General features: G+C 62.1%; 13 protein-coding genes and 1 pseudogene. 9 read left to right on the top strand and 5 right to left on the bottom strand.

Translation table 11 applies throughout. The annotated features are described in order from the left end of the window. The first annotated feature begins 414 nt into the window (after positions 1-414). On the top strand, positions 415-1,008 hold the full coding sequence (locus tag F2P47_RS08515; RefSeq protein ID WP_152215923.1) for a LemA family protein: 594 nt from the start codon (positions 415-417) through the stop codon (positions 1,006-1,008). Then, positions 1,008-1,715 carry a TPM domain-containing protein gene (locus tag F2P47_RS08510; protein WP_185681025.1) on the top strand — a complete coding sequence of 236 codons (708 nt, stop codon included), beginning with the start codon at positions 1,008-1,010 and terminating at the stop codon, positions 1,713-1,715. Before F2P47_RS08515 ends, F2P47_RS08510 begins: the two co-directional genes overlap by 1 nt. Positions 1,716-1,776: 61 nt before the next feature. Here the strand turns inward: F2P47_RS08510 and F2P47_RS08505 are convergent, their stop codons facing one another. Beyond that, positions 1,777-3,081 (bottom strand): NADH:flavin oxidoreductase/NADH oxidase family protein, encoded by a 1,305-nt coding sequence (locus F2P47_RS08505; protein ID WP_152215922.1) that lies wholly within the window; start codon positions 3,079-3,081, stop codon positions 1,777-1,779. Positions 3,082-3,218: 137 nt separating this feature from the next. Between F2P47_RS08505 and F2P47_RS08500 the strand changes: the two genes are divergently transcribed. Beyond that, positions 3,219-4,328, top strand: a complete 1,110-nt coding sequence (locus F2P47_RS08500; RefSeq protein ID WP_152215921.1) for a methyltransferase — start codon at positions 3,219-3,221, stop codon at positions 4,326-4,328. A gap of 180 nt (positions 4,329-4,508) precedes the next feature. Here the strand turns inward: F2P47_RS08500 and F2P47_RS08495 are convergent, their stop codons facing one another. Then, on the bottom strand, positions 4,509-4,754 hold the full coding sequence (locus F2P47_RS08495) for a hypothetical protein (protein WP_152215920.1): 246 nt from the start codon (positions 4,752-4,754) through the stop codon (positions 4,509-4,511). A gap of 411 nt (positions 4,755-5,165) precedes the next feature. After that, positions 5,166-5,291: pseudogene (locus tag F2P47_RS18115) on the bottom strand (IS1 family transposase); the annotation flags it as partial. Positions 5,292-5,367: 76 nt separating this feature from the next. Here F2P47_RS18115 and parE point away from each other — a divergent pair. From parE to F2P47_RS08480, 3 genes are all read left to right on the top strand, one after another. After that, positions 5,368-7,404, top strand: a complete 2,037-nt coding sequence (parE, locus tag F2P47_RS08490) for a DNA topoisomerase IV subunit B (RefSeq protein ID WP_152215919.1) — start codon at positions 5,368-5,370, stop codon at positions 7,402-7,404. A gap of 78 nt (positions 7,405-7,482) precedes the next feature. Next, the gene (locus F2P47_RS08485; protein ID WP_152215918.1) at positions 7,483-8,022 is read left to right on the top strand and encodes a hypothetical protein; all 540 of its coding nucleotides are present in this window, start codon (positions 7,483-7,485) and stop codon (positions 8,020-8,022) included. A 192-nt stretch (positions 8,023-8,214) separates the two neighbouring features. Next, positions 8,215-9,813 (top strand): DEAD/DEAH box helicase, encoded by a 1,599-nt coding sequence (locus F2P47_RS08480; RefSeq protein ID WP_152215917.1) that lies wholly within the window; start codon positions 8,215-8,217, stop codon positions 9,811-9,813. 57 nt (positions 9,814-9,870) lie between these two features. Here the strand turns inward: F2P47_RS08480 and F2P47_RS08475 are convergent, their stop codons facing one another. Together F2P47_RS08475 and F2P47_RS08470 are read right to left on the bottom strand one after the other, a co-directional pair. Further along, positions 9,871-11,190, bottom strand: a complete 1,320-nt coding sequence (locus F2P47_RS08475) for a PQQ-dependent sugar dehydrogenase (protein WP_246176807.1) — start codon at positions 11,188-11,190, stop codon at positions 9,871-9,873. An 85-nt stretch (positions 11,191-11,275) separates the two neighbouring features. After that, a complete protein-coding gene (locus tag F2P47_RS08470) occupies positions 11,276-12,739 on the bottom strand; it encodes a coniferyl aldehyde dehydrogenase (RefSeq protein ID WP_152215915.1) in 1,464 nt (487 codons plus the stop codon). Between the two features lie 264 nt (positions 12,740-13,003). On the opposite strand from F2P47_RS08470, the gene F2P47_RS08465 reads away from it, so the two are divergent. From F2P47_RS08465 to F2P47_RS08455, 3 genes are all read left to right on the top strand, one after another. Continuing rightward, entirely contained in the window at positions 13,004-14,059 is a 1,056-nt protein-coding gene (locus F2P47_RS08465) for a GGDEF domain-containing protein (RefSeq protein ID WP_152215914.1), read from the top strand. 152 nt (positions 14,060-14,211) lie between these two features. Beyond that, positions 14,212-15,012: an enoyl-CoA hydratase-related protein gene (locus F2P47_RS08460; RefSeq protein ID WP_152215913.1), complete on the top strand. Its 801-nt coding sequence runs from the start codon at positions 14,212-14,214 to the stop codon at positions 15,010-15,012. A 27-nt stretch (positions 15,013-15,039) separates the two neighbouring features. After that, positions 15,040-15,831, top strand: coding sequence for an enoyl-CoA hydratase/isomerase (locus F2P47_RS08455; RefSeq protein ID WP_152215912.1), 792 nt, complete (start codon positions 15,040-15,042; stop codon positions 15,829-15,831). The last annotated feature ends 1 nt before the right edge of the window (position 15,832 follow it).

The raw sequence follows: 15,832 nt of genomic DNA, 5'->3' as shown, positions 1-15,832 counted from the left end.
CTCCACCGACGCAGGCAAGATCCTGAAACATCTGGATCTTGCATTTCATCGCAGTCCTGACGCGTTCTTCATGGGCGGCCGGTCAGCCAACCATTTATGCCATAGAGCGCACCGTGAAACTGACGCCCGGGCTACTCACATTGAGTGCGCAGGCGATAGCAATGGAACAGGCCCTGCTCTTAAGCTGGGGCGAGTGCGAACAGCACATCCATAAGCAACCCCGCGAGGAACGCCCGACAGGATGACCGGGGCTTCCGCTGAGCGGGGTTGCGTGCATTGAAAATTGGCTCGCGCCATTCACTTCCCCACCTTCCCTCCCTATCTAATTCTCCGTGGTGCCCAATTGCCGCCTCGCTGCGAACACAGAGGCAGGGTAATGTCGGTCGCCTGTAGACCGGAAAACGAGGGGATGAAATGTCGAACGGCCGCGCTGTCATTTTGGGAATTCTCGCCGTCATTGCGCTGATCGGTGTCTGGATATTTTCCAACATCAATGTGATCCCGCGCCAGGATGAGGCGGCGAATGCTGCATGGAGCCAGGTGCTCAACCAGTATCAGCGGCGCGCGGACCTTGTGCCCAATCTCGTTGCGACGGTGAAGGGCTATGCAGCACATGAAGAAAAGGTGCTGACCGAAGTGACGAATGCCCGCGCCCGCGTCGGCCAGCTTACCGCGCCCGACCCGACCGACGAAAAGGCCGTTGCAAATTATCAGGCCGCCCAACGCGAGCTTGGCGGCGCCCTGTCGCGGCTTCTGGTCGTGTCGGAGCAATATCCGCAGCTCAAGGCCAACGAGAATTTCCTGACGTTGCAATCGCAGCTTGAAGGAACCGAGAACCGCATCTCCGTTGCGCGGCGCGATTACATCGCCGCCGTACAGACCTACAACACAACGCTCCGGACCTTCCCCGGCCGTCTCGTCGCCGCGTTCTTCTATGCCGACGCGAAGCCCAAGGCGAACTTCGCGGCCGAGCCCGGCGCGGAGAAAGCGCCGCAGGTCCAGTTCTGATGAAGCGCCTCGCCGCCCTTCTCTCGCTCCTGTTCTGCTTCGGCTTTGCCGCGAGCGCAATGGCGGCCATCAACCCGCCGCCGCTCACCGGTCGCGTGGTCGATGCGGCGCATGTGCTGCCGGCTGAGAAGGCGCGCGAGATCGAGGCGGCGCTCGCCGCGCATGAAGCGAAGACGACCGAGCAGGTCGTCGTCGCTACAGTGCCGTCACTCGATGGCAACGACATAGCGACTTATGCGAATGAAACCTTTCGCATCTGGAAGCTCGGCCAGAAGGACAAGAACAACGGCGTTCTCTTTCTCATCGCGCCGAACGAACATGAGTTGCGGATCGAGGTCGGCTATGGGCTCGAAGGCACGCTGACCGACGCACTCTCCTCACAGATCATTCGGGACATTGTCACGCCGCGCTTCAAGGCGGGCGATCTGCCGGGCGGCATTGAGGACGGTACCGCCGCGATCCTGAAGGTACTGGGCGGTGGCTCGCTCCCCGCACCCAGGCAGGATCAGGGGGACTGGAAGAACGCTTTACCCTTCATCGTGTTCTTCCTGATCTGGATGTTCGTCGCCGGCAATGCGCGCCGCCGCGGCGGACGCGGGCCCGGCATCTGGTGGGGCGGCGGTGGCGGCGGATTTGGCGGAGGCGGAGGCGGCTTCGGCGGCGGTGGCGGAAGCTCCGGCGGCGGCGGGTCTTCAGGCCGGTGGTAAGGCCTTGGCCTCGCCCTTCGAGACGCAGGCTTCAGCCCGCGTCTCGAAGAACGAATTTCCCCTATCTCTCCAACGCGGCAGCCGCCTTGGCTTCGTTCTTCGCGTAGTCGCGGAACGCCTTGAAGACGCCGAGCTTCACATCCGGATCGAGACCCCTCCCCATACGCAAAAGCTGCAAGCAGAACCAGGCCTGCTGTCCCCAGCCATTGAGGCCACGAAGAAGCGCGATGGAGCTCGACGGCCCGAGAAGCCCGGGCCCGATGCGCAGCGTCTTTTCATAGGCAGCCGTTTCGCGTGCCTCTCCGCAAAGGAGCTTCGCCGCAATTGCCGGATCGACGCAGAGCGGACGACCGAGGCCGATGATGTCCGTCGCACCCGATTGCAGCGCTGCGTTCATGCCCTCAACCGTGCGGAACCCGCCCGTGACCATCAGTGGCAGCGACACCACCTTGCGGATGTCGGCTGCATATTCGAGAAAATAGGCTTCGCGCGCGATGGTGCTCTGCCGCCGCTTCTCGGTGCGCTCGGGATGAAGCGTCATGTCCTCGCGACCGGTGAGCGCAGGCTGCTCATAGGTGCCGCCGGAAATCTCGACCAGATCGACATGTTCATCGTTCAGCCAGCCTGCGACCTTCAGCGAATCCTCATGCGTGAAACCACCGCGCTGGAAGTCGGCGGAGTTGAGCTTCACCGAGACCGGGAAGTCAGCACCCACCGCCTTGCGCACCGCGCGAACGGTTTCGAGCAACAGGCGCGCACGGTTTTCGAGGCTGCCGCCCCATTCATCCGTGCGGTTGTTCACGTCCGGCGAAAGGAATTCCGAAATCAGATAGCCATGCGCGCCATGAATCTGCACGCCGGTGAATCCCGTCTCACGCGCAATGGTGGCGGCGTGGGCAAAGCGGCGGATGACATCCTCGATCTCGGCACCAGTCAGCGCGCGCGGCTTGCCGAACTGCGCGCCCGGCATGTCGAGCTGCTTGTCGGAGGGACCGACGGGCTCCTTGCTGACCGAGGCCGGCGTCTGCCTGCCCGCGTGACTGATCTGCATCCAGAGATGCGTGTTGTTGACCGTGCCCGCCTCCGCATAGGCACGCAGCGCCGCCAGCGCTTCGGCCGATTGCGGCCCGTCGATAGCGACATTGCCCGGCCGCTCAAGATAACGCCGGTCGACATGCACATTGCCCGTGAGCAACATGCCCGCGCCACCCTCCGCCCAGCGGCGATAGAGCTTCACATGACCCTCGGTGGCTCGATTGCGTCCGTCGCCCAGCCCCTCGGTCATGGCGGCCTTGGACAGGCGGTTCTTGAGCACAGCGCCGCAAGGCAGCGTGAACGGCGTCGAGATGCTGATTTTATCCGTCATGAAACTCCCCCTGAATTGCTTGGTGACCGAATGTGACAGATCGGTCGGACCGATCAAGCCCGGTTCATATCGCCATTGCGACGCAAGACGGACCCCACGTAAGCTGATACCGTCCGGTTGCAGAGGGGGAACTCACCATGCAGGGCGTGAAGATACGAACGGCGAAGCCGAAGCTGCCGCCGGCGGCAATCGTGAATTTTCTCGGCCGGATCAGGAACGGACTCATCGCGCTGACCCGCAAGATGGTGCCCCCGCCTGTAGCGGTTCTGGAAATGCTGACAAGTTTCTGGGCGTCGCAATGCATATCCCTGATCGCAAAGCTCGGCCTTGCCGATCTGATGAGCGAAAAGGAAGCGATCTCCTGCCAGACGCTGGCGGAGAATTGCGGCGCCAACGCGGAGGCGCTTTATCGCGTCATGCGCGCGCTCTCGACTGTCGGAATTTTTGCCGAGGACAGCATCGGCCATTTCCGCCTTACGCCAATGGGCGCGACGCTGAGGACGGATCATCCGCAGTCGATGCGCTATTTCTCGATTTATCAGGGGAGCCTCAACTGGGACAATTGGGGCGCGCTCAGCCATTGCGTGGCGACGGGCCGCAACGCCATTGAACATCTGCACGGCATGAAGTCCTTTGAATATATTTCGGGCAATCCGGTGCGCGCCGATATTTTCGACAAGGGCATGGTCAACGTCTCGGAGATGGAGATCGATCCGGTGCTGGCCGCCTACGACTTCTCGCCTTTCAAGACGGTTGCCGACATCGGTGGTGGATATGGCGCCGTTCTCGGCTCCATCCTGATGCTCAATCCGGGCATGAAGGGCATCCTCTTCGATCTGCCGCACACGGCCGAGGGCGCGCGCCGCTATTTCGACGCAGCAGGACTTGGGCCCCGCGCCGAGACGCATGGCGGCAGCTTCTTCGATTCCGTGCCGGGCGGCGGCGACGCCTATGTGATGAAGCACATCATCCATGACTGGTCCGACGAAGAGTCGATCCTCATCATGAAAAACATCCGCGCGAAGATTCCGGCAACCGGCAAGCTGCTGTTGATCGAGCACGTGATCCCCGCGCCGGGCGTGGCGCATTTCTCGAAGTTCCTCGATCTCGAAATGCTGGTGGCAACAACGGGCCGCGAACGCACGGAGCCGGAATATGCCGCGCTGATGGCCAAGGCGGGCTTCCGGCTGGAGCGCATCGTACCGACCATCGGGCTTGCGAGCGTGATCGAGGCAAGTCCGGTGTGACCTTCTGCCCACTCCATCGTCATGGCCCGATTTATTCGGGCCATCCACGTCTTCGTCGTCGCAGAAGGAAGACGTGGATGCCCCGGACAAGCCGGGGCGCGACGAATAGAGGAGTAAGCAAGATCAAGTTCGCGATTGAACTCTTGGTAGAGGTAGGTCTGTTAAACGTGCAGCTCGAATTTATCCCTGATCGTCCTTCGGCGTAACTAGTCCACCTGCATAACCGGCAATGGCGAAAAGCAGATTTCCAAGGTTTGGCCAATCTATTTTGCCGGTAACAAACGCAACCGCTCCGACAAAAAGCACAAGGATTAAAAGCAGCAAGCTCGTCGTATATTTTCCAAAGCCTTTGTTCTTGGAGCAAAAGAATCCCAAGAGACTCCCGGCAAAAATGAGAAATGTCAGAGCAATCGGCACGAATTCCATCCTTCCCCCCTTTTGTCTCAGTCTGATTGGTCGTACGCACACGCCTGTCGCAAGATTGAGCCTCGCACGGCAACATAAAGCTAAGCTGTCCTAATTTGACTTTTCCGGTAACTGGCCGCCTTGCCATCCCGTACTGCTGATTTTTACGAAATCTGTTAACCTGCACTTAGAGCAATAAAGTTTGAATGCGAGGGTAAAATCCTTAGCGGCCTTCGGGCGCTCGTTTGGATAGTGGCTTCCGCCCAGCTCATCTGGAACATGATGCCCATAGTCCAGAATCCGCATGACGTGCTTATCTTTGCATCGCGGACAGAAAAAATAGAAATAGTCAGTATCAGATGTTCCGATCAGGCCCCCGTCTGAGACTAGGGATGAACTGCGGTAAGGCCTCCCTTTATTGAATGCCATGTATCACCTCGAAGTCCGCTCGACCAATTCCTCAAGCGACCATAACCTATCAGAAACGCCAACGGCCATAGCGGGCGTTGTCCTGAGGGACTTGTGAAGCCTCACGAAATTGTGGTGCGCGAAGTGCCGCGCCATTTGCCCCCTCCGCCTCCCCGGCCCTACAATCGGCCTCGATTCGTTCCCCCAGATTGAAGTTTGAGTTTTCATGGCCGCCCGCAAGACGTCCAATTCCGACGATACCAGCGATCTCTTTGCCGCCGCGCCCAAGGCGCAGAAGCCCGTCAAATCCGCGCCCAAAGCCGCGGCGAAGGACGACGACAGCTATTCGGCCAAGGACATCGAGGTTCTGGAAGGTCTGGAGCCTGTACGGCGCCGCCCGGGCATGTATATCGGCGGCACCGACGAGAAGGCGCTGCATCACCTCTTCGCCGAAGTCCTCGACAACTCGATGGACGAGGCGGTCGCAGGCCACGCGAACTGGATCGACGTGTCGTTCCATGCCGACGGCAGCCTGACGGTGGCCGACAATGGCCGCGGCATTCCCGTAGACCCGCACCCGAAATTCAGGAACAAGTCGGCGCTGGAAGTCATCCTCACAACGCTCCATTCGGGCGGCAAGTTCGGTGGCAAGGCCTATGAGACCTCGGGCGGCCTTCATGGCGTCGGCGTCTCGGTGGTGAACGCGCTTTCCGACCGGCTCGAAGTCGAGGTCGCGCGCGAGCAGAAGCTCTATCGCCAGATTTATGCGCGCGGCGCGCCACAGACGAAGCTCATCGAGGAAGGCCGCGTTCAGAACCGTCGCGGCACGCGCATCACCTTCCACCCCGACGCAGACATCTTCGGCAAGGGCGCGGCCTTCAAGCCGGGCCGCCTCTATCGCATGGCGCGGTCCAAGGCCTATCTCTTCGGCGGCGTCGAAATCCGCTGGCACTGCGCGCCCGAACTTATCAAGGACGAGACGCCCGCCGAGGACGTGCTGCATTTCCCGGCCGGCCTCGTCGACTTCCTCCGCGCTGAAATCGGCGAGAAGGATTGGGTGACCGCCGAGCCCTTCTCCGGCAAGGTCTCGCGGGCGGGCGCGCACGGCGCGGCCGAATGGGCCATTGCCTGGCATGGCGGCGAGGAAGGCTTCGTCCATTCCTACTGCAACACGGTGCCGACGCCCGAAGGCGGCACGCATGAGGCCGGTCTCCGCACCGCGCTCACCAGGGGCCTGAAGAATTATGCCGACATGGTCGGCAACAAGAAGGCCTCGCAGATCCAAGCCGAAGACGTGCTGGGCACCGCGACGGTGCTGCTCTCCGTCTTCATCCGCGAGCCGGAGTTTCAGGGCCAGACCAAGGAGAAGCTCGCCAGCTCGGAGGCGCAGCGCCTCGTCGAAAAAGCCATCGGCGACCACTTCGACCATTGGCTGACCAACTCGCCGCAACAGGCGAACAAGCTTCTCGACTGGGTGATCGACCGCTCGGAAGACCGTCTGCGTCGGCGGCAAGAAAAGGATGTGGCGCGCAAGACCGCGACGCGAAAGCTGCGCCTGCCCGGCAAGCTCGCCGATTGCGCGCAGGCGGGCGCGGCGGGCTCGGAGCTCTTCATCGTCGAAGGCGACAGCGCCGGCGGCTCCGCCAAGCAGGCCCGCGACCGCGCCACGCAGGCGATCCTGCCCCTACGCGGCAAGATCCTGAACGTCGCCTCGGCCAGCGGCGCGAAGTTGCAGCAGAACCAGCAGATCAGCGACCTCGTTCAGGCGCTCGGCGTGCGCACCGGCTCGCATTACCGCGACGAAGACCTGCGCTACGACAAGGTCATCATCATGACCGACGCCGACGTCGACGGTGCGCATATCGCCTCGCTGCTCATCACCTTCTTCTATCAGGAGACGCCGGAGCTGATCCGGCGCGGGCACCTCTATCTGGCGGTGCCGCCGCTCTACAAGCTGACGCAGGGCGGCAAGACCGCCTACGCGCGCGACGACGCCCACAAGGACGAACTCCTGAGAAAAGAGTTCAAGAGCAACGGCAAGGTAGAAATCAGTCGTTTCAAGGGCTTGGGTGAAATGCTTCCCGCGCAGCTCAAGGAAACGACGATGGTCCGCTCCAAGCGCACGCTCCTCCGCGTCACCGTCCCGGAGGACCAGGTGAAGGAAACCAAGGGCTCCATCGACCGCCTGATGGGCAACAAGCCGGAGCTCAGATTCCAGTTCATCCAGGAACGCGCCGCCTTCGCAACCGATCTGGATATATGAAGGCCACGTAATTCGGTTTACGCTTCTCCATCGTGATCCACAGTTCCTGAAGCGGTCACGACGAAGGAGTAGTGGGAAATGAAGAAAATCATTCTGACCATTGCGGCAGCTTCACTTTATGCGTCCGCCGCTCTGTCGCTCCCCGTCGTCTCCTATGTCCAGCAGACCTCGCTCTACAAGCCGTCGACTGTTCACGCGGCGGGCTTCAACGTCGAACTTTACGGATCGCCCGCACCGGGCATGAGCGGTGAAGCGGCCATTGCCGGGCTGCACGGACCCGCATGGGCCGGGGGGACGCCGCTCAGGCTTCTGCCCCAAGGCGCCAAGCCCGGTCAGGGTACGCGTCTGGTGCTGGTCTTTAACGGTGCAGGCACGCCCAGCGAAGCGGCGTGTGAAACGCCCGGAGCGCTCGGTGGCGGCGAGGCGGTGGCGGGATCGTCGCTTCGCGTGGTCGCCGTTTATTGCTCCGGCGATCGCATGATCGCGCGCGGCGCGCTCTCCGGCGACGCGGTAACCGGCCCTGGCGACGGCGCATATCGCTCAGCCATGCAATCGCTTCTCGCTGCGATGTTTCCGCCACAGAACACCAATATCTCGCCATTTGGCGGCGGGCTTTAGGCTATAAGGCTGGCTCCCGGGCCGAGCCGCGATTGACAAAAGCCTGTTAATCCCTATGTATTGCGTGGAATTGCGGACCGCGCGGCCGCGGAACGACGCGCAAAGACGCTGCCCCCTAAGACAAAGCGTCCACGGGCCCTCGAAGTGGGCCACCATCGGGCAGCATGTACATGGTAGAACAGGCCTCATTATATGACATTTGACGAACTCGGCCTCGGGGCCGAAGTGCTTAAAGCGGTAGCCGAAACCGGTTACACCGAACCGACCCCCATTCAGGCGCAAGCCATTCCCTTCGTGCTTGCTGGCCGGGATGTGCTCGGCATCGCGCAGACCGGTACCGGCAAGACGGCGTCCTTCACGCTGCCGATGATCGAGAAGCTGTCGCGCGGACGCGCCAGGGCGCGCATGCCCCGCTCTCTCATCCTTGAGCCGACCCGCGAACTCGCAGCCCAGGTCGCCGAAAATTTCGAGAAATACGGCAAGTACCACAAGCTCTCCATGGCGCTGCTCATCGGCGGCGTCTCCTTCGGCGATCAGGAAAAGAAGCTCGACCGTGGCGTCGACGTTCTGATCGCGACGCCGGGCCGCCTGCTCGACCATTGCGGACGCGGCAAGGTGCTGCTCACCGGTGTGCAGATCCTCGTCATCGACGAAGCCGACCGCATGCTGGACATGGGCTTCATCCCGGACATCGAGGAGATCTGCAAGAAGATCCCCTTCACGCGCCAGACCCTCTTCTTCTCCGCGACCATGCCGCCCGAAATCCAGCGGCTCACCGATACGTTCCTCCAGAACCCGGAACGCATCGAGGTTTCCCGCCCCGCCTCCGCCAGCACCAACATCACACAGGCGATCGTCAAGACGACCCGCGAAGGCAAGCGCGACATGCTGCGCAGCCTGATCCGCGACGAGAACTGCAAGAACGCCATCATCTTCTGCAACCGCAAGCGCGACGTTTCGATCGTCGCGAAGTCGCTGGAGCGCCACGGCTTCTCGGTCGGCGCGCTGCATGGCGATCTCGACCAGTCGACGCGCACAAAGACGCTGGACGGCTTCCGCGCCGGTACTATCCGCCTTCTCGTGGCGAGCGACGTTGCCGCCCGCGGCCTCGACATCCCGGATGTGAGCCACGTCTTCAACTTCGATATCCCGACCCATTCCGAAGACTATGTCCACCGCATCGGCCGCACGGGCCGCGCGGGCAAGTCAGGCATCGCCTATACGCTGGTGACGCGCGAGGACGGCAAATATCTTGCTCAGATCGAAAAGCTGATCGGCAACGCGGTCCCGGTGCATGAACTGACCACGGCCCAGCCTGCGCCCGTCGGCGAAGTCGCCATCGAAGCGGAAACCGCTGCCGAGCCCGCGACGGCGCCGGAGCGCAAGCCGCGCCGCTCGCGCGCCAAACCGCGCAAACCGGAACCCATCCTCGACTCCGAGGCCCTGCCGCCCGCCGACCCCGTCGCGGAACTCGTGGCCGAGACGGTCGAGCATATCGAGCATCCCGAACCGGTTCGTCGCCACGAACAGACCCGGCACGAGCAACCCCGCTCCGAGCCGCGTCAGGAACCGCGTCACGAGCGCAGCCGCGGACGCGGCCGCCGCGACGATGACGAGGGCCCGAAGGTTCTGAGCTTCGGCGACCATATTCCCGCCTTCATGCTCAATGTCGTGAAGCTGCCCAAGAAGGGCGCGAAGGACATTGAGGAGGAAGAGATCGAGGAAGTCGACGATGCCGGCAATGTCGAGGAGATCGACGAGATCGTTGAGGTCGAGGCACAGGAAGCCTGAAGCCCCGTTCCTTCCAGAATTTAAAGGCGGCTCGCAAGAGCCGCCTTTTCTTTGTTCTTATTTGACCGCCGGCACCAGGCGCCAGACGATGTTGCCCACATCGTCGGCGACGAGCAGCGCACCTGCCTTGTCTTCGAAAACGCCCACCGGACGCCCCAGCGCATCGCCATCCTCGTTCACGAAACCTGCCAGCACATCCTTGGGCAGCCCAACGGGCTTGCCGTCCTTGAACGCCACGAAGATCACCTTGTAGCCGCTGCGAGGTTTGCGGTTCCAGGAACCATGCTGACCGATAAAGGCGCCGCCCTTGTACTGCGCCGGGAACAGATCACCACGATAGAAGTGGAGCCCGAGCGAAGCCGTATGCGAACCGAGCGCATAATCGGGCGCGATGGCTTTCGCAACCAGCGCCGGGTCCTGCGGCGACACACGGGCATCGACATGCTCGCCGTAGTAGACGAAGGGCCAGCCGTAAAAAGCTCCATCCTTCACCGAGGTCATATAGTCGGGAACGAGGTCGTTGCCAATTTCGTCGCGCTCGTTGACCACGGTCCAGAGCGTGCCGGTGACGGGCTCCCAATCCATGCCGTTCGGATTGCGCAGACCCGATGCAAAGATGCGCGACCTGCCCGTCGCTATATCGACCTCGTAAATGGCCGCCCGGCCCACTTCCTTGTCGAGCCCGTTTTCGCCGACATTGCTGTTTGAGCCCACGGTGACATAGAGGCGCTTGCCGTCCGGGCTCGCAATGACGTTCTTCGTCCAGTGATGGTTGATCGGACCGGCAGGGAGATCGATGACCTTCACACCCGGCTCGCCGATTTCCGTCTCGCCCGCCTTGTAGGGAAAGCGGAGCAACGCATCGCTGTCGGCGACGTAGAGGTCATTGCCCACCAGCGCCATGCCGAAGGGCGAATTGAGATCTTTCAGAAAGACGTGCCGGACATCGGCAACGCCGTCGCCATTGGTGTCGCGCAGCAGCGTGATGCGATTGGCGCTCGGCGTCTCGGCGCCCGCCATTTTCATGACAATGCCTGCAACCCAGCCCGTGATCCCCTTGCTGTCGTCAGGCCTCTTCGGCCCGTTGGTTTCGGCGACCAGCACATCGCCATTGGGAAGCACCAGGAGCCAACGTGGATGATCGAGGTCCCTGGCAAAGGCCTTCACCGCAAACCCCTCGGCGGGCTTCGGCGCCCCGCCCTCGGGCCAGCCGACAGCGGTTGCGATATTCACCGTCGGTAGCGCGCTCGACTGCGGTTGCGGCAAGGTCGGATGGGGGCCATAGCCGGCCGTAGCCGGTAGGGTCGAGTCCTCGCCACAGGCCGAAAGGCCGATAAGAGCGAAGGTGACGGCAAGGCTAGCGACGAGATGTTTCACGGTGAGCCTCTCTTTGGAGCCGTGGTGAAAAAAGGGCGGCTCAGTGGCCGCCCTTTCGCATTTACGTATCGACCTCGCGGCGGATCTACTTCTTGATCTGCGAGGCAAGCATCTTGCGGACCTTGGGGCCATAAGGCGCCCGGAACAGTTCCACCACCATCTTCGCCTTGGACTGCGTGTAGATCGCCTTCTTGTGACTGAAGGTGCGGAACCCGTCGACGCCGTGATAGGAGCCCATGCCGCTCGGGCCGACGCCGCCGAAAGGCAGGTCTTCCATCGAGACATGCATGATGACGTCATTGACCGTCACGCCGCCCGAGGTCGTGTGGTCGAGCACACGACGCTCTTCATTGGCGTCCTCGCCGAAGTAATAAAGGCCCAGCGGCCGGTCATGACCGTTGATGTAGCCAAGCACTTCGGAGACATCGCGGTAGGACTTCACCGGCAGCACGGGGCCGAAGATTTCGTCCTGCATGACCTTCATGTCGTCGGTGGCGTTCAGCACGATCGTCGGCGGAATCTTGTGCGCCTGCTGCTGGCTGAAATCCTCATTGGCCGGATTGATCTCGACGATCGTCGCGCCCTTGGCCTTCGCATCTGCCAGATAGCCGTTGAGGCGGTCGTAATGGCGCTGGTTGACGATCGAGGTGTAGTCCGGATTGTCCTTGATGGTCGGGAACATCTTGGTGACCGACTTCGTCGCTTCCGAGACGAATTCATTCACCTTGCCTTCCGGCACGAAGACGTAGTCCGGCGCGAGGCAGATCTGACCCGCATTGAGCGTCTTGCCGGTCATGATCTTGGCAGCCGTCTCGTCGATCTTCGCGCTGTGCGACACGATAACCGGCGACTTGCCGCCGAGTTCGAGCGTCAGCGGAACGAGATGCTCGGCCGCCGCACGCATGACGTGATAGGCAATCGAGGTCGCGCCCGTGAAGATCAGGTGATCGAAGGGCTGGCCGCTGAACGCCTGGCCGACTGCCGGGCCGCCGGTGATGACGGCGACTTCCGTCTCGTCGAAAGCCGAGCGGAACATGCGCGCCATGAGTTCCGACGTCGCCGGCGTGAATTCCGACGGCTTGATCATCGCGCGGTTGCCGGCGGCGAAAATGCCCGCGAGCGGCGCGAAGGTGAGGTTGATCGGGAAGTTCCACGGGCTGATGACGCCGACCGTGCCAAGCGGCTGATACTCAACCCGCGCCCTGGCGCCGAGAAGTCCGAGCGGGAACTGCACCTTGCGCTTTTCAGGCTTCATCCAGTCGCGCAGATGCTTCTTGGCATGCTTCAGCGGCCCGAGCGTGCCCATGACGTCGGTGAGCAGGGTCTGCTCATGGCTGCGATGCCCGAAATCGGAGGCCAGTGCCTCGCAGATTTCCTTCTGGTTGTCGACGACGAGCGCGATCGAACGGTCCAGCCACTCGATGCGGCGCTCCGCGCTGAGCGGACCTTCCTTGATATGGGCGGCTTTCTGCCGATCCAGAATGTTGCGGATCGAGGCCGAAATGGCCCCCACATCGGCCTCTTGGGCCTGAGATTCGGCCAAGCTCATGAATTCCTCCTGTTGCGCGCCTCTTGGGCCCAATGCCGCCAGGTTGAGCTGGCGATAGGCCAATTTGGGTAAAATATACATGACATTGACCAAAGCTCGTAGCCCCCTTTGGCCTTCCCCGGAGGGGCCTTCCGCTGCGTCAAGCTGAAGCTGAGCGCCCATTTCCGAGGCCGGTTTACCGCCGCGTAACGAAGTTAACCTAACTTCGCCGGCGTTGGATTTGGGCCGTGCTTCGAGGCAAGGCGGCCGGGCGAGGATTTTGCGGTGACTTATACGGACGATATTGGCGTGGCGACCGAATGGAGCATGAAGGCCCTGGGGCTCATGGCCCGTCACGGCATCGCGCCGCTACCGCAAAATTACGACCTCTGGTTTCGTTATGCCTCCGGCCACAATGCCGACCTCAACGAGGCGATCGACAGCAAGCTGAAGGAAGGCACGAAGATCGACGACAATATCTCCGCCGACCTGCATCAGCGCTTCATCACTCACGCCGCCCTTACCAACGCGACAATCAATGCCGGTGACAAGCTAAATCTCGAAGTCGACAACATCCTGAAACTCGTCGCGGAAGCGGCGGGCGACTCGAGCGCCCTGGGCGCCTCCGTCCGCCAGGCAAGCGCCGAACTCTCGAACCGTTCGACTGCGAACGATGTGCGCCGCGTTGTGGATGTGATCGTCGCTGCGACACGCCACATGGAGACGCGCAGCAAGGAGCTGGAGCTGCGCCTGAATGAAACAAAGAGCGAGCTCAACACGCTTCAGTCGAACCTGACAAAAGCGCGCAATGAAGCCCGCACAGACGGCCTCACCGGCGTCGCAAACCGCAAGGCATTCGACGAGGCGCTGGCGCAGGCTATCACCCAGGCATCGGTCGACAGCTCCCCGCTCTGTCTCGTCATCGGCGACATCGACCACTTCAAGCTGTTCAACGATACATGGGGTCACCGCACGGGTGACCAGGTGCTGCGCCTCGTGGCGAGTTGCCTCAAGGCCGGCGCACGAGAGACCGACACAGTCGCCCGTTATGGCGGCGAAGAATTCGCGCTGATCCTGCCGGGCATCGCCACGGAGGACGCCGAAAAACTCGCCAACGAAATCCGCGAAACCGTGCAGTCGCGCGAACTCGTGAAGCGCTCCACGGGCGAAACGCTCGGCCGCGTAACCATGTCGCTCGGCATCGCGACGCTGCGTCATGGCGAAGGTTCTTCCACTTTCATCGAACGCGCGGACGCCTGCCTCTATGCCGCCAAGCGCGGCGGCCGCAACCGCGTCGTCTCCGAAACACCGGACCTCGCACCCAAAGCCAAAGCGAGCTGAGGCCGCAACCCGCTTACGCTTTACGTAGCGGAACGCCCACGCTGGCATTCCGTTCACGTCCGCACATGCGACCGACGCACCCACTCCCTTCCGTCTCGCCATCGGCGCGTCTATGCACGCCCGCAAATCACGCAAGGGGTGAGGCCTTTCTTATGAGCGAACGGACGACTATCAAACTCGAAACGAAGGACGGCATCGCCCTCCTCACCCTGAACCGTCCGGAGGTGCTGAACAGCATCAATACGGCGTTGATCGCCGACATGCGCGAAGCGGTCGCGGAAGTCGCCGCCGACGACGAAGCGCGCGTGCTCGTCATCACGGGCGCCGGCCGCGGCTTCTGCGCGGGCGCCGATCTCGCGGCGCAGGGCAAGCGCTCGGAAGGCATGAGCGTCGGCCAGGGCGTCGCGCATGGCATGGAGATCGGGTTCAATCCGATGATGCGCGAACTTCACGAACTGAAGAAGCCAATCATCTGCGCCGTCAACGGCACCACAGCCGGCGGTGGCGTCGGCCTCGCGCTGGTCGCCGACATCGTCATCGCTGCAAAATCCGCAAGCTTTATTCAGGTCTTCGGACCGAAGCTCGGCCTCATCCCCGATCTCGGCACGACATGGACGCTGCCGCGCCTCATCGGCCGTGCCCGCGCGCTGGCTCTGACGCTGACGGGCGACAAGCTCTCCGCCGAGACAGCTGCCGAATGGGGCATGATCTGGAAATGCGTCGACGACGAAAAGCTCATGGAAGAGGTGATGACGCTCGCCGGAAAGCTCGCCAAGGGCCCGACCGGCGCATTCGCTGAAATCCGCAAGGCCATCGACGTTTCGGGACACAACACATTTGCCGCTCAACTCGACTACGAGCGCATTACGCAAGGCCAGATGGGCGACCATCCGAACTTCGTCGAAGGCGTCACCGCCTTCCTGCAGAAGCGCGAACCCAAATTCAAGCCATAAGAAACAGCTATAAAACAGGAGGAACACATGGAATTCGAACGCGTCAGACTCGACATCGACGGATTGGTGGCCACGCTCACACTGAACCATCCGGAAGTCATGAATGCCGTCTCACCGGAAATGCTCGGTGGACTGATGAAGGCAATGGATGAAGTCGAAAATCCGAAGAACGGCGTTCGCTGCCTCGTCATGACCGGCGAAGGCCGCGGCTTCTGCACCGGCGCCAATCTTCAGGGCCGTGGCGACAACAATGGCGGCCGCCCCGACGCGGGTTCGGCGCTGGAAACGATGTACCATCCCTTCCTGCGCCGCCTGCGCAACCTGCCCATGCCTTTCGTCACCTCGGTGAACGGGCCGGCGGCGGGTGTCGGCATGAGCTTCGCGATGATGGGCGACCTCATCCTATGCGCGAAATCTTCCTACTTCCTTCAGGCCTTCCGCCGCATCGGGCTGGTGCCCGACGGCGGCTCGACCTGGCTCCTGCCGCGCCTCGTCGGCAAGGCCCGCGCCATGGAGCTTTCGCTGCTCGGCGAAAAGCTTCCCGCCGAAACCGCGCTCGCCTGGGGCCTCGTCAACCGCGTGTTCGAGGATGCGGAACTTGCGGCTGAAACGAAGAAGCTCGCGCTCGATCTCGCAAACGGTCCGACCGTGTCGCTGAGCCTCATTCGCCGACTCTATTGGGAGAGCACGGACAACACCTATGAGGAGCAGCTCAACCTTGAGCGTCAGCTCCAGCGCACCGCCGGCAATTCCGGCGACTTCAAGGAAGGCGTCCGCGCGTTTCTCGAAAAGCGGCCCGCCCAATTCAAGGGCGAGTAAG

This window comes from Parvibaculum sedimenti (assembly GCF_009184905.1).
In the GTDB taxonomy this organism is placed as follows: domain Bacteria; phylum Pseudomonadota; class Alphaproteobacteria; order Parvibaculales; family Parvibaculaceae; genus Parvibaculum; species Parvibaculum sedimenti.
This window is presented reverse-complemented; position numbering and strand designations above follow the sequence as displayed.